The organism is Periweissella cryptocerci (assembly GCF_004358325.1).
In the GTDB taxonomy this organism is placed as follows: domain Bacteria; phylum Bacillota; class Bacilli; order Lactobacillales; family Lactobacillaceae; genus Periweissella; species Periweissella cryptocerci.
On the sequence record NZ_CP037940.1, the window covers coordinates 2182497 to 2206461 of the forward strand.

The 23965-nt window shown below is 39.6% G+C and carries 19 protein-coding genes; 18 read left to right on the top strand and 1 reads right to left on the bottom strand.

Going from position 1 to position 23965, the window contains the following annotated elements; translation table 11 throughout:
* The first annotated feature begins 12 nt into the window (after positions 1 to 12).
* The 11 genes from EQG49_RS09530 (at position 13) to EQG49_RS09580 (ending at position 14572) form a co-directional block, all read left to right on the top strand.
* Positions 13 to 459, top strand: a complete 447-nt coding sequence (locus EQG49_RS09530) for a universal stress protein (RefSeq protein WP_133363760.1) — start codon at positions 13 to 15, stop codon at positions 457 to 459.
* Between the two features lie 640 nt (positions 460 to 1099).
* Positions 1100 to 1558 carry a LytTR family DNA-binding domain-containing protein gene (locus EQG49_RS09535; protein WP_165964861.1) on the top strand — a complete coding sequence of 153 codons (459 nt, stop codon included), beginning with the start codon at positions 1100 to 1102 and terminating at the stop codon, positions 1556 to 1558.
* 1 nt (position 1559) lies between these two features.
* Entirely contained in the window at positions 1560 to 1958 is a 399-nt protein-coding gene (locus tag EQG49_RS09540) for a DUF3021 family protein (RefSeq protein WP_133363762.1), read from the top strand.
* Positions 1959 to 2526: 568 nt separating this feature from the next.
* A complete protein-coding gene (locus EQG49_RS09545) occupies positions 2527 to 3366 on the top strand; it encodes a MarR family winged helix-turn-helix transcriptional regulator (RefSeq protein ID WP_165964862.1) in 840 nt (279 codons plus the stop codon).
* Positions 3367 to 3514: 148 nt separating this feature from the next.
* On the top strand, positions 3515 to 5284 hold the full coding sequence (locus EQG49_RS09550; protein WP_423245960.1) for an ABC transporter ATP-binding protein: 1770 nt from the start codon (positions 3515 to 3517) through the stop codon (positions 5282 to 5284).
* 785 nt (positions 5285 to 6069) lie between these two features.
* Entirely contained in the window at positions 6070 to 7998 is a 1929-nt protein-coding gene (locus EQG49_RS09555) for an ABC transporter ATP-binding protein/permease (protein ID WP_133363764.1), read from the top strand.
* A 717-nt stretch (positions 7999 to 8715) separates the two neighbouring features.
* The gene (locus tag EQG49_RS09560) at positions 8716 to 10077 is read left to right on the top strand and encodes an FAD-dependent oxidoreductase (RefSeq protein ID WP_133363765.1); all 1362 of its coding nucleotides are present in this window, start codon (positions 8716 to 8718) and stop codon (positions 10075 to 10077) included.
* 110 nt (positions 10078 to 10187) lie between these two features.
* Positions 10188 to 10454 (top strand): hypothetical protein, encoded by a 267-nt coding sequence (locus EQG49_RS09565; RefSeq protein ID WP_133363766.1) that lies wholly within the window; start codon positions 10188 to 10190, stop codon positions 10452 to 10454.
* 241 nt (positions 10455 to 10695) lie between these two features.
* Complete coding sequence (locus EQG49_RS09570; protein ID WP_133363767.1) at positions 10696 to 11724, top strand: AI-2E family transporter; 1029 nt, start codon at positions 10696 to 10698, stop codon at positions 11722 to 11724.
* Between the two features lie 407 nt (positions 11725 to 12131).
* A complete protein-coding gene (locus EQG49_RS09575) occupies positions 12132 to 13730 on the top strand; it encodes a hypothetical protein (protein ID WP_133363768.1) in 1599 nt (532 codons plus the stop codon).
* 371 nt (positions 13731 to 14101) lie between these two features.
* Entirely contained in the window at positions 14102 to 14572 is a 471-nt protein-coding gene (locus EQG49_RS09580; RefSeq protein WP_133363769.1) for an ion channel, read from the top strand.
* Between the two features lie 22 nt (positions 14573 to 14594).
* Here EQG49_RS09580 and EQG49_RS09585 read toward each other — a convergent pair whose 3' ends face one another.
* Positions 14595 to 15425: an NAD(P)H-hydrate dehydratase gene (locus tag EQG49_RS09585; RefSeq protein WP_133363770.1), complete on the bottom strand. Its 831-nt coding sequence runs from the start codon at positions 15423 to 15425 to the stop codon at positions 14595 to 14597.
* Positions 15426 to 15648: 223 nt separating this feature from the next.
* On the opposite strand from EQG49_RS09585, the gene pepV reads away from it, so the two are divergent.
* From pepV to EQG49_RS09620, 7 genes are all read left to right on the top strand, one after another.
* Complete coding sequence (gene pepV / locus EQG49_RS09590; protein WP_133363771.1) at positions 15649 to 17064, top strand: dipeptidase PepV; 1416 nt, start codon at positions 15649 to 15651, stop codon at positions 17062 to 17064.
* 355 nt (positions 17065 to 17419) lie between these two features.
* Complete coding sequence (locus EQG49_RS09595; protein WP_133363772.1) at positions 17420 to 18868, top strand: ABC transporter substrate-binding protein/permease; 1449 nt, start codon at positions 17420 to 17422, stop codon at positions 18866 to 18868.
* A 109-nt stretch (positions 18869 to 18977) separates the two neighbouring features.
* Positions 18978 to 19715, top strand: coding sequence for an amino acid ABC transporter ATP-binding protein (locus EQG49_RS09600; protein ID WP_133363773.1), 738 nt, complete (start codon positions 18978 to 18980; stop codon positions 19713 to 19715).
* An 869-nt stretch (positions 19716 to 20584) separates the two neighbouring features.
* A complete protein-coding gene (locus EQG49_RS09605; RefSeq protein WP_133363774.1) occupies positions 20585 to 22042 on the top strand; it encodes an ABC transporter substrate-binding protein/permease in 1458 nt (485 codons plus the stop codon).
* Between the two features lie 635 nt (positions 22043 to 22677).
* Positions 22678 to 22926, top strand: a complete 249-nt coding sequence (locus EQG49_RS09610) for a hypothetical protein (protein WP_133363775.1) — start codon at positions 22678 to 22680, stop codon at positions 22924 to 22926.
* A 44-nt stretch (positions 22927 to 22970) separates the two neighbouring features.
* Complete coding sequence (locus tag EQG49_RS09615) at positions 22971 to 23381, top strand: DUF2911 domain-containing protein (protein WP_133363776.1); 411 nt, start codon at positions 22971 to 22973, stop codon at positions 23379 to 23381.
* A gap of 62 nt (positions 23382 to 23443) precedes the next feature.
* A complete protein-coding gene (locus tag EQG49_RS09620) occupies positions 23444 to 23725 on the top strand; it encodes a hypothetical protein (RefSeq protein ID WP_133363777.1) in 282 nt (93 codons plus the stop codon).
* Positions 23726 to 23965: the final 240 nt, after the last annotated feature.

The following is a 23965-nucleotide window of genomic DNA, read 5'->3' on the forward strand; positions in this document are numbered from 1 at the left end:
GGAGCGATGCACATGGATTTTAAATTAGAATTACCAAAGCACAAAAACATATTAGTTGGTGTAGATGATTCAGCTGATGCTCAACTGGCATTCTTGAATGCGGTTAGTCATGCATTAGAAGATGATTCATTGTTACACATCGTGACCGTACTTGAATCTGATTCATTGAATGTTTTCCAATTTTTAGATAAAGAAGCTTTAGAAAATAAACGGCTTGAAGTTGAAAAACGGCTCCAAGATTATCAAGCACAAGCAGTGCATGCGGGTGTTAAAGAAGTTCATATCGTATTGGCTGAAGGTGAACCAGGTGAAACCATCGTAAAAGACGTGATTCCTGATGTTAAACCAGATCTTGTTGTCGTTGGTGCGGCAGCCAAGACTGGGTTAGGTAAGTTCATGGGTAGCCAAGCTGGGTACATTGCAAAGAATGCACCGGTATCGGTATTAGTTGTCCGCTAAGAGCAGTACAGCATTAATTAATATAATAAAATTAATTAATAGAAAGTGACGCCCTCGGGTTGTCGCTTTTTTAGTGCATGCAAATACGGCGCAAGTTTGATCGGTTCTATTCCGTCTGACGTGGATTGAATAAAATTGGCCACTGCGTGCCAGTCAATTACTTGGCGCACCACGCTGGAAGCGGCCTCCCAAGCCAAAGTGCGGTCTTGGTCGGTTCGGACAAGCTGGGACTCTACGGGAATAAATTCCCTAGACTCCTCATCTCATCCTCAGCGGCGACATGTGTTTCACACATATCACCCCAGTCGCGGTGTAAAGGCTGCGCCCACCAAGCAATAGACTGACACTCCGTTAGTTAGGTATAATTCTCAAACTAGCGAAAAACAGACCGCAGTAGTATTGAAAAACCACTTACAACAGAACCTCAGTAATTCGATGATTGAAAAGGATAGAAACGACAATGCCACGTTAAAAAAATATAGCCGTTTAATCAAACCGTATTCGGTGTTGTTCAGAATTTATAATCTGTAAAATAACACTAATCAAAATTGGCTCGTGAAATCGATGCATTAAATCGGACATTGCTTGGAGCATTTTTGGTATAATGACTGCACTACTAAGGCAGAAAGCGAAGAGAGCGATGCAAATCGAATTTAAAAAAGACCCGGCATTAACTGAAGCTGAAGTTGCAGTCGATGTGCGGGCACAGGTGGAAACAGCCGACACGGATCGATTGATGACCTATATTGGGGCCTTTCAAACTCAAAATAAGGTTTTGCTGGTCAATGACCGTAAACGGAAAGTGTTGGTCCAAGTACCAGAAGACGAAATCATTTCAATCGAGGTGCAGAAGGATTTTATCACGATTGTTACCAAGCAAAATATGTATGAAGAACGGGAACGGTTATACAAAGTTTTGGAGAGTTTAAGCCCCGACAAGTTCATTCAAGTCGCTAAAGCTTCCGTGATTAATTTAGAATATCTCAAACAAATTGAAGTGACCCGGATGGGGACCACAATTGCGGTATTAGTAAATAATCAAGAAGTGGTTGTGACACGGACGTACTATAAAGCATTGAAACAACGGATGGGGGCTTAAGATGAGTTATCTAAAATTAGTTAGTCGGACCGCGTGGCGGGCGGTGACGATTGGCTCAATCATAATTGTTGTCAATGGCGTCTTGACGCATTCAATACCAACGAAACTCGTCATTAGTGTTTTTGTGATGGCATTCTTAATTGGTTTGGCAACATTGCTGTATAAGATCGAACGTTTACCGTTATTAACGGTGTTTATTTTGCACTATGTAATTACAGAAATCGTTGTGATTATCGTGGATGGTCTGACCTATGGCTTTTTCACGACACCACTGGGCCTGTTTAGTGAATGGCTCACAATTACGATAATTTATTTTATTGTGTGGGGTATTAAACATGGTAGCCAAATATACGAAGCTCGCAAATTAAATGTGTTAAATAAGCAACGGCAGCAAAAGTAATAAATATGATGGAACCTGATGTTGGGTAAATAATGGAAAACGAGTCACTTACACAAATTGTAGGTGGCTCTTTTTGTGCACAAAAAATATTTGGCTCTATTTCGTCTGACGTGAAATTTATAAAATGTGATGAGATGTATGATTACCGCTAAACTTGCAGCGACAAAGATTACGGCATATGACTAGTCAGACTGCCTGCTCAAACTAACGAAGGGGCTGGAAACAGGCTGGACTTTAGCTCGCACCGTGATGGCGTAATCAGTAACGGGTTTGGTTACTGATTATGGATTTGTGAAGATGGTTACCGCGTTAGCGAACCAAGCTTCGCAAACATTTGAAGACCGCACTGTGGCTTCAAATGCTTGTCTTCCATCACGGTGTCCAGACTGTTTCCAGCATCGTAGTGGGAATCGATCTGAGACACATATCCAAATTCCACGCTAGAAAAATTTTAGTCAAATATTTATTTAGTTTTATGTTGACTTAACTAAATAAATGAAATATACTTCTTTTTGTTGATTAGTTAGATTGCTGATTATAAAACTAAATAAAAAATAGAGGTATGAAAATGACTGTAGAAAATTTATTTGATAACTTAATGAATTTGGTTCACAACCCAAACTTGTTGATGGCATCGCGGACAATTGGTTTACGTGATAACGCACGCGTTGATAATAGTAAGCGGCTATTACGAATTCTAGTTGAAACAGACAAGGCGATGACGTCAGGTTCAATTGCCGAAATTCTGGGTATTCGACCAGCTTCAGTATCTGTGCTCGTAAGCAAGTCTGAAAGTAATGGCTATGTTGAGCGGATTAAAGACGAAAATGATGCGCGGGTTGTGTTAGTAAAAATTACCGCCGCTGGTCGAGAATTTTTGGAGACCCAAGTTGATACTGCTGCCGAAGTAAAAGCAGCAATCTTTGCGCCATTAAATGAAGAAGAACGTGCGAGTTTTGAAGCCAGCTTAGAAAAGGTTAATGCGCATGTTGCCAGTGATGAATTCACGCAACAATTAATGGACAAGTTCGATATGCCAGAATTTGCTAAACGCGCCTTTACAATGAAACACCGCAATGAAATGGAACGTTTTGGTAATAACGTCGATCAATTCGATAAGCATATGGAACAGTGGAATAATCATTTCAGCAAGCACATGGATCGTGTAAGTAAGCATCTGGATAAGCATATGAAGCGCAATGGCTTTGGTAGTGACCAACAAGATGACTTCACCACGCGAGACACTTTTAATCAGAGTGAAGAAAATTTTGCCGGTCGTTCATTTGACCCTATGGATGGTGAAAAATTTGCTGGTCGTGGTAACAACTTCACCCGTGATTTTAACGAAATGGGCCACAATGGCTTCATGAATAATCGTGAAAATCCATTCGATGGCCGTAAGTATTAAAAAAATAATGACACAAATCTTGATTCTTGGAAATTGCAAGAATCATACATACTATTGGGACACGTAAGCTTACGCATATAAATAATAGTATAAAAAAGGTGATATAGGAGCCTGCGATGTGATTAGTGGGTGATAGGGAGAAAGAATAATGGCACATAGTGAAATGCACGGTGGAACACGGCGACCAAAGGGGAAGAATAAGTTTAACTGGAAAAATTTCTTCAATTTGATTAAAGTTGCGCACCCACAATGGCGTTATCTCGGAACTGGTTTAGTACTTGGCTTATTTGGTGTGATTGGTAACTTAGCAACACCAACGTTTGCAAGTAAAATTATTAGTACATTTAAAAATGGCCTCAACAAAGAATTGATTGCAATTGCATTGATCCTATTCATTGGTGCCGCGATTGTTTCCTCAGTTGGGAATTTCTTACTCGGTGTTGCCGGTGAACAAATTGTACAAAATTTACGGAAGACTGTTTGGGACAAATTAGTCGTTCTAAAAGTTAAATATTTTGACGAAGTTAAGTCTGGTGAAATGATTTCACGTTTGGTGAATGACACTTCGCAAGTGAAAACTTTGGTGGCAAACAGTTTCCCCAACTTTATTACCGGATTAATCCAATTAATTGGGGCAATTGTATTAATGTTTGTCGCCGATTGGCACATGACGTTGATGATGTTGATTGCGATTCCACTTGCTGCAGCGGCGATGGCATTCCCAATGATTTGGGGTGGTCGGATTGGGCGGGCAACCCAAGATGGTATTGCTGAATTCAGTGGTCAATCAACAGATACATTAGCCGAAATTCGCTTGGTTAAGGCATCTGGTTCTGAAAAACAAGAACTTGAACGTGGGCACAACCAAATTAATCATTTGTTCAAATTAGGTCGTCGTGAAGCAATCATCGATGGCGTTTCACAACCATTGATGTCGATGGTAATGATGGGCGTATTCATCTTAATCATCGCATTTGGGGCATACCGTGTCTCAGAAGGTGTGATGACGACAGCAGCATTGATTGCCTTCATGATGTACTTGTTTCAAATGATGCCACCAGTGATGACGATTGCAACTTTTGCGACGACACTAGCGAAGACGCAAGGGGCAACTGAACGAATTGGTGAAATCTTGAAGGAAGATGCCGAAGATTTGAATGCTGGGACAAGCGTAAATGTTGCTGGCAAGACTTTAGCAGTTGAACACGTTGACTTTGGCTACAATAAGCAAGAACTCATTTTACAAGATGTTTCATTTGAAGCAAAACCAAATACGATTGTCGCCTTTGCTGGTCCTTCAGGTGGTGGTAAATCAACAATTTTTGGCTTATTGGAACGTTTTTATGAACCAACAAGTGGTGCGATTAAAATTGGTGACAAAAACGTTGCCAATACTAGTCTGGAATCATGGCGTGACCAAATCGGGTTCGTATCACAAGATTCATCAATCATGGCTGGAACCATTCGCGATAATTTAACGTATGGGCTAGATGGTAGTTACACCGATGACCAACTTTGGCATGTCCTTGAATTGGCATACGCTAAGAACTTCGTTGCTGAAATGCAGGATGGCTTGGATACCCAAGTTGGTGAACGTGGCGTTAAGGTATCCGGCGGTCAACGTCAACGTTTAGCAATCGCACGGGCATTCTTACGCGACCCTAAAATCTTGATGCTTGATGAAGCAACGGCGAGTCTCGATTCCGAATCAGAAGCGATGGTGCAAAAGGCGCTCGAATCATTGATGAAAGATCGGACAACTTTAGTGATTGCCCACCGCTTGAGTACAATTGTCGATGCTGACAATATTTACTTTATCGAACACGGTAAGGTTACTGGCTCTGGAACACATAAGGAATTGGTTGCATCACACGAGCTTTACAAGGAATACGTTAACGAGCAAGTTTTGACGGCATAAATTAATATTAGGAGGCACGAATGAAAATAATTAAAGCAGTTTTTTACACAGTATTAGAAATGTTAACTTTTGGATTACTTGATCCAAAGTACAAATACGCTAAGTTGTTAGTTTAAGCGTTTAATGGAGGTGGGACAAAAGGTGTTTTGCAACCTTTCGTTCGTTAATCAGACTCTATTTCGTCTGATATGGGATTGAATAAAATTGGCCACTGCGTGCCAGTAAATTACTTGGCGCACCACGCTGGAAGCAACCTCACAAGCCAAAGTGCGGTCTTGTGAGGTTCGGACAAGCTGGGACTCTAGGGGAATAAATCCCCAAGAGTCCTCATCTCATCCTCAGCGGCGACATGTGTTTCACACATATCACCCCAGTCGCGGTGTAAAGGCTGCGCCCGCCAAGCAATTTACCGGCACTCCGTTAGTTAGGAATAATGTAACTAGCAGAAAACAGTTACCAACCATAGACTGCAGTAGCATGAAAAAACGCTGAGGGTCTCAGTAATTCAGTGATTGAAAAGTACAGAAACGATAATTCTATGCTAGACAAAATCAAAACTTTAATAAGCCGGATTCCTACTTTACTAAAGAGAAATCCGCCCTATTTTGCGGGTGGGACAAGTTAATTTTGGACATGTAATCAGGTTACCTGATTAATTTTAAATGTAAGTTAGCGCATAAATGATGCAACTTATCGCATTTAAGTTTTCTGTATTAATTTGTAGGGTTAAGATACAAACATTAAATAGAAAAGACGAGTTCTAAAGGACTCACGGGAGAATTATAATGGCATTCTTGGAATTAAAAAACATTCGTAAGTCATATTACTTAGGCAAAACCGAATTTCCAGTTTTGAAGGGCATTAACTTAAATTTTGAATTGGGAGAATTCGTGTCAATCCTTGGTGAATCTGGTGGTGGTAAATCAACACTGATGAACATCATTGGTGGCCTAGACCGCAAGTTTGATGGTGAGGTCGTCGTTAACGGTGAAACCCTTGACCATAAGCAAGAGAAGAAATTAGATGTATATCGGCGTAAGACCGTGGGCTATATCTTCCAAAGCTTTAACTTGATTAACTATCAAACTAATTTACAAAATGTTGAAACTTCATTAAACATGACGACTTTGACGGCAGTGGAACGCAAGCAACGAGCTACTGAATTATTGAAACAAGTTGGTTTAGGCGAACACATCAATAAATACCCCGGTCAATTGTCGGGTGGTCAAAAACAACGGGTTGCGATTGCCCGTGCACTGGCAGCTGATCCAGATGTCATGATTGCCGATGAACCTACCGGAGCGTTGGATTCAGTTAATACGACTGAAGTCCTTGAACTGCTTAACCAAATTGCCAAAGAAGGTAAGTTGGTGATTGTAGTGACACACTCACAAGCGGTTGCGGATTATGGCACGCGCATCTTGCATATGGCTGATGGTGTGATTGATGAAGAAATTCAATTAAAGGATAAATACGATGCCGAAGCTAATAAAGCGGCACGGTTAACTTCAAAACCTTTGAAGGGTGGCGCACTCTGGAAAATGGCCTTTGACCACTTGAAATTCAAGAAGGGACAAAACATTTTGATTACGCTTGGGTCTGCGATTGGAATCTTCTCAGTAATGTTATTTCTCGGGTTAGGTAACGGGATTCAAGGTTACATCAGTTCACAAGTAACGGACATGGTTAATCCGCAAGTAATACAAATTTCTAAGAAGACCAATGGTAAGAATCCACAGGCTGCCGATATCACAACTGCCGACGTCAATCAGGTCAAATCAGTGAAAAATATTAAGTCAGCCACTGCGGGATTCTACATTCCAACCTTCACTGCCAAAGTTGAAAACAAAACCATTAACAACATTCAATTGATTCAAACAGTCACACCAGCCGTTCAAAAATCAGGGATTACCAAAGGCCATATGCCAGGTAAGAATGAAATTGTGGTTGATTCAGGTTCTGTTGCTCAAGCTTGGAACAAGAAGAATTACAAGAAAATCATCGGTAAGACTATCACGGTGCAAATCCAAGCGATGGATAAGCAAGGTAAGCCTGTGATGGCCTCACGTAAGTTGAAAGTAGTTGGCTACCAAACCATTGGATCACTTGTTACTAAAGCCACGATGACCTCAATGTTAAAAGGTGCCAAAGCTGATGTGCAACCAAACTTCATTGCGGCTAAGGTGAACACCGTGGATAATGTCAAGGTGGCGACTAAGGCAGTTAAGGGCTTGACGAATGCGCATGGTAAGAAGGCGTTCAGCGTTTCCGGTGCGGGCGCAATCCTTGATACAATTAAGACGATTACTTCGCTTGCTTCATACGTGCTAGCCGCGATTGCTGGTATCTCATTACTGGTTTCAGCCTTGATGATTATCGTGACGACTTACATGTCAGTTGCCGAACGGACTAAGGAAATCGGGGTTCTCCGCGCTCTTGGTGCACGGGCAAAGGATGTGCGTAAGTTGTTCACGAATGAAGCGTTGTTGATTGGTGGAATTTCAGCTGTCACTGGTTTGATTGCAGCGTACGCAGTTGAATTGATTATGAATACGGCATTGCATGGTATGATCAAGTACAGCATCGTGCAAATCAGTGTTGGTAATGTGGCCTTTGCCATCATCATCGCGATCGTCATTGCATTGCTAGCTTCATTTGTACCATCACGTAAGGCTGCAAAGTTGAACACGATTGATGCTTTAGCTGCTGATTAATTACGTAACTAATAAATTTGAATAGTAAAATTAACGACTCTATTCCGTCTGACGTGGTATTGAATAAGATTGGCCACTACGTGTCAGTAAATTACTTGGCGCACCACGCTGGAAGCAGCCTTCCAAGCCAAGGTGCGGTCTTGGTCGGTTCGGACAAGCTGGGAGTCTAAGGAATAAATTCCTAAGACTCCTCATCTCATCCTCAGCGGCGACATGTGTTACACACATATCACCCCAGTCGCGGTGTAAAGGCTACGCCCGCCAAGTAATTTACCGCCACTCCGTTAGTTAGTAGTTCTTAAACTAGCGGAAAACAGGTACTAACCATAGACCACAGTGACATGGAAAAACTGACAGTAGAACCCCAGTAATTCGATGATTGAAAAGTACGGAAACGACAAGCCCATGCCAGAATAAATAGTAAAATTAACGTCATCCGGTGAGGTGGCGTTTTTTTGACGATGACCATGTTAGCTTTTCTTTTGGGACTATGAATTTCGAGCTAAAACATAATAATATGGCGTGCAAAAATATCGGCGATTGGTGCGGAGTATGTTTGTGCGGAAAATTAACTATAATTTTTCGGTAATGGTTGATTAAATTATTGTTTGGAACTATATTAGAACTGTTCTAAGTAAATTAATGTGAAAATTACGACTATTAAACGGGGATTTATTATTAAATTGTTGGGGTAGTCGTAATGGAATGGGGGATATTATGAAAGTAGTTATTGTTGGTGCATCACATGGTGGACATGAAGCAGCGGTTGAGTTGCTAGATAAGTATACTGACATGGATGTAACAATCTATGAGCAAGGTGATTTTGTGTCATTTATGTCATGTGGTATGCAGTTATTTCTTGAGGATAAAGTCACTGGGGTTGATGACGTTCGTAATTTCAGGCCAGACAAAATTGAAGCTAAAGGTGGCAAGGTGTTAAGTCGGCACCAAGTTACGGCAATTGATCTTCATAAAAAAACGGTGAGTGTCAAAAATTTAGTATCTGGGGATACATTTATTGATACCTATGATAAATTGATTTTAAGTAGTGGGGTTAATCCAGCAACACTCCCAATTAAAGGCAACGAATTAGATAATATCTACTTGATGCGTGGTCGGGATTGGGCATTGAAACTGCGGGAAAAATTGCACAATCCACTAGTCAAAAATGTCGTGGTAATTGGGACTGGCTATATCGGTGTGGAAGCAGCCGAAGTGTTCCGACAAGCTGGCAAACATGTCGTGATGCTCGACTTGATTAAGCATCCGCTTGGTATTTATTTGGATACAGAATTAACCAAACTGATTGAAGAAGATTTAGTAAAACACGGTATTGAGTTAGGCATGGAAGCAACAATCACCGAATTTGTAGGGGACACGGAAGTTTCAAGTGTTAAGACTAGCACCCAGGAATATCCGGCTGATTTGGTTATTGTTGCGGCAGGTGTGAAGCCCAATACCGATTGGTTACGCGGAGTAATTAAGGTAACTGATCGCGGTAATATCGCCACTGATGAGTATTTGCGGACATCTAATAAAGATATCTATGCACTTGGTGATGCAATTTTACCCTTGAATATGGCAGCCCAAATGCATGGTGGACCGGTGGCGCTTGCTTCAGCCACGCGACGTGAAGCGCAATATGTCGCTAATCACATTACAGAAACGATACCATCACGCCCATTTGCAGGTGTACTTGGTTCGTCAGCGCTGAGTGTGTTTGATTACAAGTTCGCTTCAACTGGGTTAAATGAAACTACGGCTGAACGTTTTGAAATTGAGGTGCAAGGTTCATTTTATGAAGATACGTTGCGCCCTAGTTTCGTTAAAAATGATGGCAACGTTAAGGCGTATGTGAAATTAATCTACGCACCTGCGACGCATAAAATTTTAGGTGGCCAAGTAATGTCAACGTACGATATTACCGCGCATGCCAATACAATTGCGTTGGCTATCAAAGGGGGCATGACATTGGAAGATTTGGCGGAAGCTGATTTCTTTTTCCAACCGGGTTTTGACCGGCAATGGAGTTTGCTCAATTTGGCGGCTAAGCATGCGTTGGGTGAAGCAGCGTTCTAAGTTAAGCGAATAATTACGATGGACTGGGGAAGTTTTTCCAGCCCATTTTTATATTTATAATTAGTTATCACCACACAGATGCTCTATACTTACTAGTGGTGATTATTACAATGAAGTCAATTAACAATGGCGGATCGAAAACCAGTGGATTTGGTTTTGAAAGTACGAATAACTTTAATATACTTAATGAATATGAGGACAATGATATGCAAAACATGCAACGAACTGAAGTTTTTGAAGGTAAATACGGGAAACAAGATATGGATAAGTTTATGAAAACTAATCCGGTTGAAAAAATCTTGAACATGAAGCCCTTACCTTCAGAAGATAAGTACCAACGAATGCGCGTAACTTTTCAAATGCGCTCAAAGAAATAATCGCGTAAAGCGGCTAGGAAATAACTCGTTTTAAACTTGTAAATCCCGTTTTCTCCTTTGTCATTCAAGGTGAAAAACGGGATTTTTAGGCTCACGAAGACTAATATGGAAGCAAAATAATAACTGACGGCTTAACTGTAATCGGGCAGGTGCGCCGTCATCCGAGGAACTTTTCAATTGCATAGAATCAACTGCTGATTAATGCTAGAATAATGCATACGTTATTTTTAAGGGAGGGTTTATGTTTGAATTAATGCAAAAATGGTTTAGCAAGCGCGACAGCCAATTATACGTCACACTAATTATTGTGTTGGCAATTTTATGGTTGGTCCGCAGCTTTTTGCCAACAATGTTGCTTACGGCAATTTTTGCTTACTTTGGCTTACACGCATCAAAGTGGATTGCTAAAAAAACGCCTATTCCTTATGGCACAGCGGTCATCTTGTTCTACGTGGTGGTGGTTGGTATCGTGGTGGGAGCGATTAGTTTTATTGCACCAATGTTGATGACTGAAGGAATGGGTTTGTACGATAAAATTCTACATGGCTTGAACAGTTACCCACAATTAGATCAATGGGTGTCAAAGTACGATAAACAATTTAACGTCCTTGATCGGTTGTCTAAGAATTGGCAAGATGTCTTGAAAGGCGGCTTGACGGTTGCAACTTCCGTGATAGATATACTAATTCGGATTGCGTTAGCTTTATTTTTGAGCTTGATTTTCTCGCTAACTTACCCAAGTTTAACTAAGTTTGGTGACCGTTTTAAGCAGTCGAGTTTTCCAAAATTCTTTTCTTACGTGCATGAAATTGGCGCCAAATTTATCACTATTTTAGGTAAAACTATCGAAGTGCAATTAATCATCGATATTATTAATACAATTATCATGGTGATTGGTTTGACGATTATGGGTATGCCTAGTCCAGCTGTTTTGGGGATGATTGTCTTCATATTTGGCCTTGTGCCAGTGGCGGGGATGTTGATTTCCAGTGTGCCATTGCTGTTGATTGCTTTGTCGACAGGAAGTTACCAACGAGTGGTTACCTTGGTGATACTAATTATCTTGATTCACATGCTTGAATCATATTTTTTGAATCCGCGGTTGATGTCATCACGGGCACATATGCCAATCTTTTTAACATTTGTGACCTTGTTGGTGGCCGAACATTTCCTTGGTGCATGGGGTTTAATCCTCGGTGTACCAATGGTGTCTTATTTGTTGGATATCTTCCACGTAAATAATTTCGCTGGTAGTATGAAGAATCGTTAAGAAATTGTTTTTTTGTAATGCGAGAGGGGGGAGTCTTAAAATGTAAGCGTTTACGATGGTGTTAGAGCCAAATGACTAACAATTGATAGTCTAAATAAGTATAACTAGCTAGAGATGCTAGAGATATTTGTTAATCAATTGAGTCAAATTAACGTTGTGAACCTAAAGTCGCTTAAGCGTAGTACATGATATTCTATTCATTTATTTTTGTATTGAAATCTAAGCAAAGTTCTGAGGGACATGAAGCTCAAGGAAATGTCAGTGTCAAGAAATTCTATGCCGATGTGTTGGCTGATTGTGCAATGTAACCATTTGGTACAGTCAGTTGAAACCCGCTGATTAAACTCAGGGGTCTAATAGGCAAAATGTTTAGCGTAGTTAATAATAAATTTCTAAAGGATGAGATCATGAGTGAAAACAAAATAAGTGAATTTGCAGAGTCAATAAAAGGGGAATCATTTCGGTTTGCAAGTGAAAGCGAATTAAGTGAGATGTCATCGTTTGATGTTTCTGAAATTATGGGAAACTATTATTCGGGAAAAATGAGTGCTAAAGATGTGATTGAAAAAAACAATTTGAAGATTGCAAATAGTAAATTAACAAGTCAGTTTCCAATTATTCACTCTCAGGTGAAGTGTCGATGGTGTGATTCGGCAATGTACATCGTTGCGCCAACTAAAAGTAATGTAATAAATCGAGGTATTCGCACGGTTAACGATTCGACTAAGTTAGATTATCAATGTATAAATTGTGGACATAAACAATTTACGTCAAAAAGACATTTTTTAACTGGAACGTGTTATTGCGAAAATTGTGAGCAAGAGAGAAAAAAAGAACTTGATAAAATAAAAGCTAAAAAATTTGAAGAAGTACAGAGACAAGACCGTTTTAGGGAGTTGCTAAACGAATTGAATTCTAACCTTGACAAGGTTGCATTGGATGAAATTTCCCTAAATGAACGACTGCAACTTGCGGTCGTAATTCAGGAGCTTGGTACTACCGATTCTAATAGACTACTACCAATTAAAACAGTCGCAGAAAAAAGTGGTATCACGTTTGATATAGAAATCATCTCCCATTTTTTTACTCGAAATGTCCTTATTATTAGTCCGGATTCTGAGATTAGTGCTTTCGAATTAATTGAAAATAATAAAAATGAGTATCAAGCACAATCTGTAAATATAACGTTGTGCAGCTGGTTAATCAATGTTGATGGAACAATTGATGATTTGAAGCATCCTTTGGATATTTTAAGAAACGTTTCAATGGATGAAATTAATAGAATGTGGAGTGAACAGGCACTGAATGAACTAATTCGGATTGCGGAGCATGAAATTGAGGATATGCAATTTGTCTTTAAAACTGAAAAAATGCGAGACGCAATCTTACGCTGGATAAATGTATTCACACCTAGTCAAATTTATGCATTACTGTGGCGCGCAGTTAGAAACGCAAATTCAAATCGAACCAAGAATACATGGGGGAACTATTCGTTTCCGAAAAATCATACAGATTATGTGATTAAATTGGTTGATGATATTGTGAATTACAAAAATGCAAAAAATCAATCTTTTGATGCATATCAATATCCGAATTACTTAACAATGCAAACAGCAACAAATATCTTTTTTGAGGAGCTCGTTAAGCAAAAAAATTGGTTTGAAATGTTGATTACAACCATTGAAATTGATGAAAAGGTGTTGAGCTACATTAATGAACTATCCGGGCATGTTGAAGTTTTTACGGATTTGCATGAATATTCATTTTTGATTGACAACAATATAGGGTACCGTATCGAGAGCGAAGGGGTAGTTGTTGATGATGGAGTCAACGAGTGGCTATTTACCGATATAGCGACGTTAAAAAGGTTGGCCATACAAAATGGATTTACAAAGCTGAGTGATGATACTAATAAATTAGATGTTTGCTATTCCATAAAGGGGGCATACGAGACTGGATTTATTTTGGGATTGATTGAGAAGCTAAAAGCTGCGTCAACTCAATAGTTGAATGTTTCTAAAGTTTACTAAGAAACGAAATGTGTTGTGTGCCTAAGTACAAAGTAGGTGGTACACATTCAGTATCACCGTCGTTCCGTATAACGTTATTAAATATTTTAAAATTGAGTGATGAAGAAAATTAATGGACAAAGGAAAGGCGGCTCTATCATTTAAGCACTCGAAGTTAAGTCTAGTTTTTTTATTAGTTCAGTAGTAGTGCTAAAGCATAAACCCATTAATTTTAATGTATATTGACGTGTTTGGGGTTTGTTTTTTTCCAAAGAGCGTTAATCCGATTGTAACTATGTGAAAAGTTCAAAATTGCTTCATATCCCCGCGTTATAATGAAAATAAACCGAATGACGTGGGGGTAACAGATGAATAAAAAAGAAAAATTAATTTTTTGGCAACAAAGAATGAGCCGTTTTTTTAACCATTCTGGATTGTACTATTTATTGATAGTGGCGGTAATTTTATTACTTTCAACGTCGGTAATCTTTTCATTTGTTGAAGGGGTTGGCTTCTGGGATGCAATGTGGTGGGCAATTGAAACCACAACGACGGTCGGGTACGGGGATATTTATCCACATACCGTCCTTGGTCGAATTGTGGCGGTAATACTGATGTTCTTAGGGATTGGCATTATCGGGGTGTTAACAAGTACAATTACCAATTGGTATCGTGCAAGTAAAGCCCATTTTGAGAAGCTTGAAAGCATTGAAACAGAAATCAAAGAATTACGTGAACAATTATCTGAACATGAAGAGACTAAACAACTGCTGCAGAACTTAGTATCAGAACTGCGAAAAAATAAAAATAATGATACAAAAAAAGATGAAACTGACTAAGTTTCATCTTTTTTTAGTGAATTTAATTGGCAAAACGGGCCATGTAAGTAGGCAAAGCCGCACTAATTTGAGTTGGGAGTACGACGTATTGGTCACGAGCAATTTCTTCGGCAATGGCACTGTGAGCATAAGTGGCGGCGATGGTCGCTTGGGCTTTATCAGGGAATTGCGCTAAAAAGCCACCAATGAGCCCCGCTAACGTATCACCCATACCACCAGTCGCTTGATAAGGACCGCCGACAAGCAGCTGCTGTGGTGCGACGTTTGGTTGATAGATTTCGCTGTGATGCTTTTTTAAGACGACAACTGCGCCAAGTTCATCGGCAGCCTGTTGGTTATTAGCGGGGGTTTGAATTGCGATTGGAATACCACTAACTCGTTGCCATTCCATTTCGTGAGGTGTCAAAACGGTGATCTTAGTTTTAGGTAATTGAAAATCATTTTCTGATAATAAGGTTAATGCTGAACCATCGATTACTAAACTTTGGTCTGCAGTCACATGATTTAAGACAAGGTTTAGGAGCGCCAAAGACATGTCGTCAGTATCTAATCCAGGTCCAATGACGATAACATCTTGGCTAGTAATTAACTCAGCAATTTGCGAAATCTGGCGCATATCGATGACCATCGCTTCGGGTAACTTGATGTTCAACGCGGTCACATTTTTGGCGTCAGTCACGCTTGTTACGAGGCCAGCGCCAGCATTCACTGCCGCCATCGTACTCATGATAATTGCGCCATGATAATTATTGTGACCACCAATTAACATGATTCGTCCGAAAGTACCTTTGTGTGATTGTTCGGGGCGAATTTTAATCACATCACGTAAAACTTGTTCCGTAATTACTTGCATAGTTTCCTCCATTATTTTGTGTATGTAGATTCAGTCATCAGGACTAAAATTCGTGGCTGGGCGGATTGCTGCCAGCGTGATGTAGGTGGTTTCCAAGTACGCAGTGGTAAGAATACAGAAAAGTTATTAGACTAATTTTATATTCATAGGTAATATATCCATTATAACAAAACCATTTGTGATAAAATGTTACCAGATATTAGAAAATGGAGGATTTATTTAGATGACTGATTGGAAAGCAGAAATTGCAAGCCGTCAAGACGACTTTTTAAATGATTTACAAACAATGTTACGTGTGGAAAGTGTGCGTGATGACTCACTCGCAACTGCAGATGCTCCAGTAGGACCTGGTCCTAAGGCCGCTTTGGAAACATTTTTGAAAATTGCTGCGGATGCCGGTTTCCGGACTAAGAACATTGATAACATTGTTGGTTATGCTGAAATCGGACCTGAAGATGCTGAAGAATCAGTGGCTGTCCTCGCCCACGTTGACGTGATGCCAGCTGGTGAAGGTTGGGAAACTAACCCATTTGAACCAGTGATCAAAGATGGTAAGTTAATTGCCCGTGGTGCTTCTGATGATAAGGGACCAGGAATGGCAGCCTTTTACGGAATGAAAATTTTGAAGGAAAGTGGTGCACCTTTGAAGCGTCGTGTACGTTTCATTGTTGGGACTGATGAAGAAAACGATTGGAAAGACATGGATCGTTACTTTGAAGTTGAACCACAACCTACAATTGGTTTCTCACCTGATGCCGAATTCCCAGTAATTAATGGTGAAAAGGGTAACGTGACTTACGAAATCAAGTTCAAAGGTACTAATGAAGGTACTTACACTTTGAAGAGCTTTGAATCTGGTTTACGTCCTAACATGGTCCCTGGTAAGGCAGTTGCCGTTGTGGCAGCACCTGATGCTAGTGCAATGATTGAAGCCTTTAACGAATACTTGGCAGCTAACACCAAGATTACTGGTTCATTTGATGCCCTTCCAGATGGTATTGAATTTACAATTAACGGCCACCAAGTACACGGTGCAACTCCAGAAGTTGGTGAAAATGCCGGAACTTACTTGGCTAACTTCTTGAAGGACTTTGATTTTGGTGGGACTGCTAAAGGTTACTTAACATTCCTTGGTGGTATTGCTCACGACGATGCCAAGGGTAAGAAACTCGGTTTCGACTACATCGATGATATCATGGGTTACTTGACGATGAACATTGGTATCCAACGTTTTGACGATGGACGAGATGGTTTCATCAACTTGAACCTCCGTTACCCTAAGGGCGTTGACGTTACTAATATCGAAAAGGGCTTCAATGATGCTATCGAAGGCTTCGATGCAGTTGTTGAAATCCAAGGCCACCACATGGAACCTCACTTTGTTCCTGAAGATGATGAAATTGTTAAGACTTTGATTGATGTTTATAACAAGCAAACTGGTCTTGATGGTAAGCCTGAAGTTGTTGGTGGTGGAACTTACGGTCGTTTAATGGATCGTGGTGTTGCCTTTGGGGCACTCTTCCCCGGTGACACTGACACAATGCACCAAGCTAACGAATTCATGACGATTGAATCATTAACAAAGGCTGCTGCAATTTACGGTGAAGCTATCGAACGTTTGGCAACACAAGCTAACTAATACGATGAATTAACTATAACTTTATAATTATTAACGTCCGGAAATTACGTATTTCTGGACGTTTTTTTTGGTGATGCGTAAATATTTTGCTCGAAAACATGACAAACGCGTAAGATAATGATAATATTCTTAGTAATTAGAAAAAATGAGGAGCCGACAAGATGTGTTTATTTGAAAATAATTGGAAGAATAGTGAGTTAAACGCAAATAATAATTGTGTCTTTTTCGCATAGATTCCGATGTTTCGCACAATAGTCAGCGGTACTTGGAGACAGGCTATGCGGATGATCGCACAGACTGTCTTTTATTTTATCTAAAAATTGTAATTACATGAGAATTTAATTTGGAGGACAGCATGTTTAAAAAATGGCTAGGCTGGTTAATAGTTACGTTTGCGGTACTTTTGGGATTGAATATGGCGACGGGTCCACAGGTACATGCCGCAGCAAAGGAACCACACTACACCATCACGACTGATACAACGTATCCACCTTTTGAATTTGAAGATAAGAATGGCAAGTACGTCGGAATTGATATGGAAATTCTGGCGGCAATTGCTAAAGAAGAACATTTCACGTATAAATTAATGCCAATGAGTTTTAACTCAGGTGCTCAAGCCGTAGCAACTGGGCAAATTGATGGGATTATTGCGGGGATGACAATTACAGATGAACGTAAGGCGGTCTATGATTTTGGGACACCATACTATAAGACTGGGATTGTGATGGCCGTTAACAATAAAAGTAAGATTACTGGTTTGAGTGGTTTGAAGGGCAAAACAGTTGCTTTGAAAACTGGGACTGGATCAGCACAATATGCGGTCAGCTTACAAAAAAAGTACGGGTTCAAAATTAAGTATTTCAACGACTCCAACACAATGTACAATGACGTCCAAGTTGGTAACTCGGACGCGGCATTTGAAGATTCACCTGTTATGCAATATGCGATTAAGAATGGCGTGAAGCTGAAGATTGTGACTAAACCAGCATTGGCCGGTTGGTACGGGTTCGCCGTTAAAAAAGGTTCTAACAAACAATTATTAGCTTCATTCGATGATGGTTTTGCTAAAATCAAAGCTAGTGGTCAGTATGACAAAATAGTTGCCAAGTATCTTGGTGCCTCAGCTTCAAAGTTCTCTGGTTCAAAGAAGGACAATAGCACCTTTGTGGGCTTGATTAAGCAAAACAAGAAGCAATTTGCCAAAGGCCTGTGGGAAACGATGAAGTTAACCGTGGTGGGGATTGTCTTAGCCTCAATCTGGGGGATTATCATCGGTTTGATGGGTGTCTCACCAATCAAGTGGCTCCGGGGACTCTCAACGACAATCATCTATACTTTCCGTGGGTTGCCATTGATGGTGTTAGCATTCTTCATCTATATCGGTTTGCCTAACTTAACTGGTGATAAAATTCCGGCCTTTGTTGCTGGGGTGATTACACTGGTCTTGAATGAAGGTGCGTATACTGGTGCGTTTGTCCGCGGTGGGATTGAAGCTGTTGATAAGGGCCAAATGGAAGCTGCCCGCTCGCTTGGATTGCCATATGGTAAGGCGATGTTGAAGATTATTATGCCACAAGGTGTGAAAATCATGGTGCCATCGTTCATTAACCAATTCATTATCACATTGAAGGATACATCAATCCTGTCAGCAATCGGGATTATTGAATTAACGCAAACTGGGACAATTATTATTTCACGGAACATGCAAGGATTTAAAGTTTGGTTGATTGTGGCTGTAATGTATTTAGTTGTAATCACGTTATTAACTTGGTTATCAAATTGGGTGCAAAAGCGCATGAAGTAATAGGTTAGGTAGACTGCTTTGCCAATAATAAGTTTAAAAGTAGTTGAGAACAGTGTGTGATATGGTGACGAGTCTCAGTCCCGAGCACGTTAAAGAGAGGAATAAACAAATGACAGCAAAAGTTATCGTAAAAGATTTACACAAGTCATATGGCGACAACGAAGTTTTAAAAGGGATTGATCTTGAAGTTCAAGAAAACGAAGTGGTTGTAATGATTGGTCCTTCAGGTTCGGGGAAGAGTACCTTCTTACGGACATTGAACAAGTTAGAAGAACCAACAAGTGGTCAATTGATTATTAACGGTTGGGACTTAGTTGATCCAAAGACTAACTTGAACAAAACGCGTGAAAATATTGGGATGGTGTTTCAACATTTTAACCTTTTCCCACACTTAACGGTTTTGGAAAATGTGACATTGGCACCAATGGAATTGGGTAAAATGACCAAGGAAGAAGCACACAAAGAAGGGCTCGCCTTGCTCGAACAAGTTGGTTTAAGTGAAAAAGCCGATGCAAAACCTGGTCAATTATCTGGTGGTCAAAAGCAACGGGTCGCAATTGCGCGTGCCTTAGCCATGAAGCCAAGTATCATGCTCTTCGATGAACCAACCTCAGCCTTGGATCCAGAAATGGTCGGGGATGTTCTTGGTGTTATGAAGAAGCTGGCTGAAGATGGAATGACTATGATTGTCGTAACCCACGAAATGGGCTTCGCCAAACAAGTAGCGGACCGTGTAGTCTTCTTCGCCGATGGTTATATCCGTGAAGAAGGTACACCAGAAGAAATTTTTGATAATCCACAAGATCCACGGACACAAGATTTCTTGAATAAAGTTTTGAACGTTTAATAGCATGTCGAAAAGCTGACTTAGATTAATTTCTAGGTGGGCTTTTTAATTTGGCACTATTTCGTCTGACTTGGGATTGAATAAAATTGGCCACTCCGTGCCAGTAAATTACTTGGTGCACCACGCTGGAAGCAACCTCACAAGCCAAAATGCGGTCTTGTGAGGTTCGAATAAGCTGGGCGTCTAAGGAATAAATTCCTAAGACGCCTCATCTTATTCTCAGCGGCGACATGTGTTGCACACATATCACCCCAGTCGCGGTGTAAAGGCTGCGCCCGCCAAGTAATTTGCTGGCACTCCGTTAGTTAGGAATAATGTTCAAATTAAGAAAAAGTGGTCATTGTGGGGAGATTCAAGCAAATCAGTTATCGCTGATTTTGTGATGTACTCAAATTACTGCTTAAGGTATATTCCGTGGTGGATAGTGGTTTCAAAAATTGATATTCTAGAGGTAAGCGGATCGTGATTGCAAAAAAATTCTGATAAATTTTTAATCTTGTGGTAAAATAATTAGCAAGTATTAATAAACATGATAGTCAGGTGGTAATGAATGTTCTGGCTATTGATAACTTATATGCGAATTTAGTTAATTAGAAAGGTGGTTTGTGAAATGAAACAAGGTAAAGTAAGCATGTTGATGGCACAAGCCACTAATAATTTGAATAATAACAATTTGGGTGCTGATAATAATGCGCCCTTTTTGCATTACTCGAATTGATAATCAGCTAAAATGTACATGTAAGATGGTAGACTGATGAATTTCAATGACAGGTAAGGCAACTAATTAATTGCCTTACCTGTTTTTTTATTTATCTATCGAATGTAGAATCAGGGAGGGTGATTGAATGCAGATAACTTTGGAGGATAGTATGGTAAAACGAAAATGGATGTATCGCTTATTATTGAGTTTAGTAGCAGGATTGTTTTTGATGGGGATCACTCAGACAACCGATGCTGCAAAGAAAAGTAGTGAACCACACTATAATTTAACGACCGATTCAACGTACCCACCGTTTGAATTTCAAGATAAACACGGGAAATACGTGGGGATTGATATTGATATTATTGCTGCGATTGCTAAGGAAGAACATTTCACGTATTCAATGACGCCAATTTCATTTAACTCAGGAGCTCAAGCTGTCCTGTCTGGTCAATTTGATGGGATTATGGCGGGGATGGCGATTACGCCTGAACGGAAAGCAGTCTATGATTTTGGGACGCCATATTACAAAACTGGGGTGATTGCTGCAGCTGCTAAGGATAGCAAAATCAAATCACTTAAAGATTTGCGGGGCAAGACCGTTGCGTTGAAAACAGGGACCGGTGCTGCAACATATGCACTCTCAATTCAAAAGAAATATGGCTTTAAGGTCACGTATTTTAACGATTCCAATACAATGTACAACGATGTGGCGGTTGGGAACACCGTGGCGACATTTGAAGATGAACCAGTGATGAAATATGCAATTAAAAATGGGACAAAATTAGCAATTATTTCTAAACCAGCTAACTCCGGCTATTACGGTTTCGGGGTTAAAAAAGGTAAAAACCAACAACTGCTCAGAAGTTTTAACGCCGGTTTCGCCAAAATTAAAGCCAACGGAACTTACGATAAAATTGTCCAAAAATATGTTGGTGCGAGCGAAACTAAATTCTCTGGCAGCAAGGCAGAAACTAACTCAATCTGGGGATTGTTAAAGCAAAACCACAAGCAATTTGCACATGGGATTGTGAAGACCCTCGAATTAACGGTGGCGGGAATATTCTTTGCGACAATCTTTGGTGTCATTATTGGCTTACTCGGTGTCGTGCCAAGTAAGCTGGCCCAAGGTGTTGGGGGCATACTCACTTATATTTTCCGAGGATTACCACTGTTGGTATTGGCGTTCTTCATCTACATTGGGATTCCATCACTAACTGGGCAAAAAATTCCAGCAATGGTAGCAGGGCTGATTACGTTGACCTTAAATGAAGGGGCTTATATTGGGGCCTTCGTTAAGGGCGGCTTGAATGCTGTTGATAAGGGACAAATGGAAGCAGCACGTTCATTGGGAATGCCATATAGTAAAGCCATGATGAAGGTCATTATGCCTCAAGGAATCAAAATCATGGTACCTTCATTTATTAACCAATTTATTATTACCCTGAAGGATACTTCGATTCTTTCGGCAATTGGTATCATTGAATTAACGCAAACTGGGACAGTAATCATTTCACGGAACATGCAAGGATTCCGGATTTGGTTGATTGTCGCAGTAATGTATCTGGTCATCATCACAGGATTAACGTTCCTCGCTAACTGGGTGGACCGCAAATTGAATAAATAATGAAAAAATCTCGCTAATAAATTAGCGGGATTTTTTTATGTCAAATGAATCGGTAACGGCATGTAGCGTTAGTCAGCAGTGATACTGTGTGGTAATCGGATAATAAATTTGTGTTGTTCATTAAGCTTAGTGTTTGATAAAAAAATTTAAGGTGTCGATTTTTACGCTTTCACGTTATTAATACAATTAATTAAAAAAGAAACATGAAATAATGAGTTTGTGAAATAAAGATAAAAGTTATCGTTGGCGAATATTAGAATCATGGGATTGTGAATGCTTAATATTGATAGTTGTTTTCTTATAGTGTTGGCTAGCTTTCATTTGATACAGCACGTTTTTTGGCTGTGTTAATTCAAAATTAAATGTTACATAAGAAAAACCACAACTATTCAAAATGCGAATAATACATTTACTCTAATTAGACGTTAATTGGTATTGTGAATCATTTATCGATGTTGTATTATCTATTTTAAAGATTAAGGGGCTTGATTAATCTTTAGCTTACTTTGGGAATTAAGGAGAATATATTATGGATGAACGGAAACGTTTTAAGTTGTATAAATTGGAGCCCAAAGTGAACAGTGGCGAAAATATAATATTAACGCACTAAAATAGTAAGCTGTTGGAGGGTGAATATGAAAAAAAGTGAAATTGTTTTTTCGAGTGTAGTGGTAATTATGGCGGCCACAAGCGGATATATATTTGGGACAAGTGCAATTGCATCGGAAAAAGTGAACATTACAAATGTACAATTTACATATGACCAGAATCGGCTAAGCATACGTGGTAAAGCAAACAAAGTATCAAAAGTGAAAATTCGTGTTGGTGAAAAATCCTATAAGGTAAAAGTGGTATCAGGAAAATTTACAAAAAAGTCAAAATAGTAGGCTACCCTGATATTGCCGTATTTGCAAAGGAATCAAAACAATTGTATTCAAGTAATTCGTATACGACTACCAAACCTACTGTTAAAAAATATGGCCATAAAATTGTAAGCCCAAGTCCTGACGCTGTAAATTTGGCTGATTATAGTGCAAGCACTAAAGCAGATTTCTATGAAAAGGGGGCCGATATTAAAAATGGTGTCTATCAAAATTATGGAAAAATTATTACTAAAGCGGGTGCGACAATTATAATTTATAGTGATTCCAAAAAAATAGGAACGTATAAGTTAGGTAGCAAAGCTAAATCATTAACGTTTACTTTAAATACGAAAAAAATAATTAATAACAAAAGCAAGTTTAAGGTTACGGTCAAGGTACGAGATAAGAAACGAAGCAAGAGTGTAAAATTGACACCTACTAATTTGGGAGTTAATAGGGTGAAGACAATGTCGTAATTACATCGGAATTGGTTAAATAAAAAATTTAAGATGTGTTTACACTAGGCGAGGAAAATAGCTTGAAAATAATAAAGCGCATTACAATTTGTATTTTATTACTAGGAATGCTAACTGCATTTATTAGTAGTTTATCGATTAATGGATCAATTCGCTTACACACTTTTATTGCCGGAGCACCCATTACGGCGGTAAAAATGACAATCAAACCAGCAACTGAATATGGTGTTAAATATTACCGGATTTCACCAAGTTTTAGTAATTTTGCTGGAACGCTTGGGGTTAATGGTTTTCGTGTTGATAAAGTAGGGATATTTTATGTATCACATCCGGTGAGTGCATAAATTTATACCGATTGTTTTATTTTATGGAGAAGCGAGTTAACGCATTAAATAGTTAACTTGGCAAAATTACAAAATATCGAGTAATTAAGATGTTACACTAGGCGAGGAAAATAGCTTGAAACTAATAAGACGCGTTACAATTTATATTTTATTACTAGGAATGCTAACTGCATTTGTTAGTAGTTTATCGATTAATGGATCAATACGGTTACACACCTTTTTAGCCGGAGCACCCATTAC

What these genes read in the sequence shown, in the direction of transcription:
- EQG49_RS09540 (WP_133363762.1), top strand. Translation starts at nt 1,560, where the DNA reads ATGAGTTATCTAAAATTAGTTAGTCGGACCGCGTGGCGGGCGGTGACG.
- EQG49_RS09580 (WP_133363769.1), top strand. Translation starts at nt 14,102, where the DNA reads ATGAATAAAAAAGAAAAATTAATTTTTTGGCAACAAAGAATGAGCCGT.
- EQG49_RS09610 (WP_133363775.1), top strand. Translation starts at nt 22,678, where the DNA reads ATGAAAAAAAGTGAAATTGTTTTTTCGAGTGTAGTGGTAATTATGGCG.
- EQG49_RS09585 (WP_133363770.1), bottom strand. Translation starts at nt 15,425, where the DNA reads ATGCAAGTAATTACGGAACAAGTTTTACGTGATGTGATTAAAATTCGC.
- EQG49_RS09550 (WP_423245960.1), top strand. Translation starts at nt 3,515, where the DNA reads ATGGCACATAGTGAAATGCACGGTGGAACACGGCGACCAAAGGGGAAG.
- EQG49_RS09570 (WP_133363767.1), top strand. Translation starts at nt 10,696, where the DNA reads ATGTTTGAATTAATGCAAAAATGGTTTAGCAAGCGCGACAGCCAATTA.
- EQG49_RS09605 (WP_133363774.1), top strand. Translation starts at nt 20,585, where the DNA reads ATGGTAAAACGAAAATGGATGTATCGCTTATTATTGAGTTTAGTAGCA.
- EQG49_RS09530 (WP_133363760.1), top strand. Translation starts at nt 13, where the DNA reads ATGGATTTTAAATTAGAATTACCAAAGCACAAAAACATATTAGTTGGT.
- EQG49_RS09600 (WP_133363773.1), top strand. Translation starts at nt 18,978, where the DNA reads ATGACAGCAAAAGTTATCGTAAAAGATTTACACAAGTCATATGGCGAC.
- EQG49_RS09565 (WP_133363766.1), top strand. Translation starts at nt 10,188, where the DNA reads ATGAAGTCAATTAACAATGGCGGATCGAAAACCAGTGGATTTGGTTTT.
- EQG49_RS09545 (WP_165964862.1), top strand. Translation starts at nt 2,527, where the DNA reads ATGACTGTAGAAAATTTATTTGATAACTTAATGAATTTGGTTCACAAC.
- EQG49_RS09595 (WP_133363772.1), top strand. Translation starts at nt 17,420, where the DNA reads ATGTTTAAAAAATGGCTAGGCTGGTTAATAGTTACGTTTGCGGTACTT.
- pepV (WP_133363771.1), top strand. Translation starts at nt 15,649, where the DNA reads ATGACTGATTGGAAAGCAGAAATTGCAAGCCGTCAAGACGACTTTTTA.
- EQG49_RS09555 (WP_133363764.1), top strand. Translation starts at nt 6,070, where the DNA reads ATGGCATTCTTGGAATTAAAAAACATTCGTAAGTCATATTACTTAGGC.
- EQG49_RS09560 (WP_133363765.1), top strand. Translation starts at nt 8,716, where the DNA reads ATGAAAGTAGTTATTGTTGGTGCATCACATGGTGGACATGAAGCAGCG.
- EQG49_RS09575 (WP_133363768.1), top strand. Translation starts at nt 12,132, where the DNA reads ATGAGTGAAAACAAAATAAGTGAATTTGCAGAGTCAATAAAAGGGGAA.
- EQG49_RS09535 (WP_165964861.1), top strand. Translation starts at nt 1,100, where the DNA reads ATGCAAATCGAATTTAAAAAAGACCCGGCATTAACTGAAGCTGAAGTT.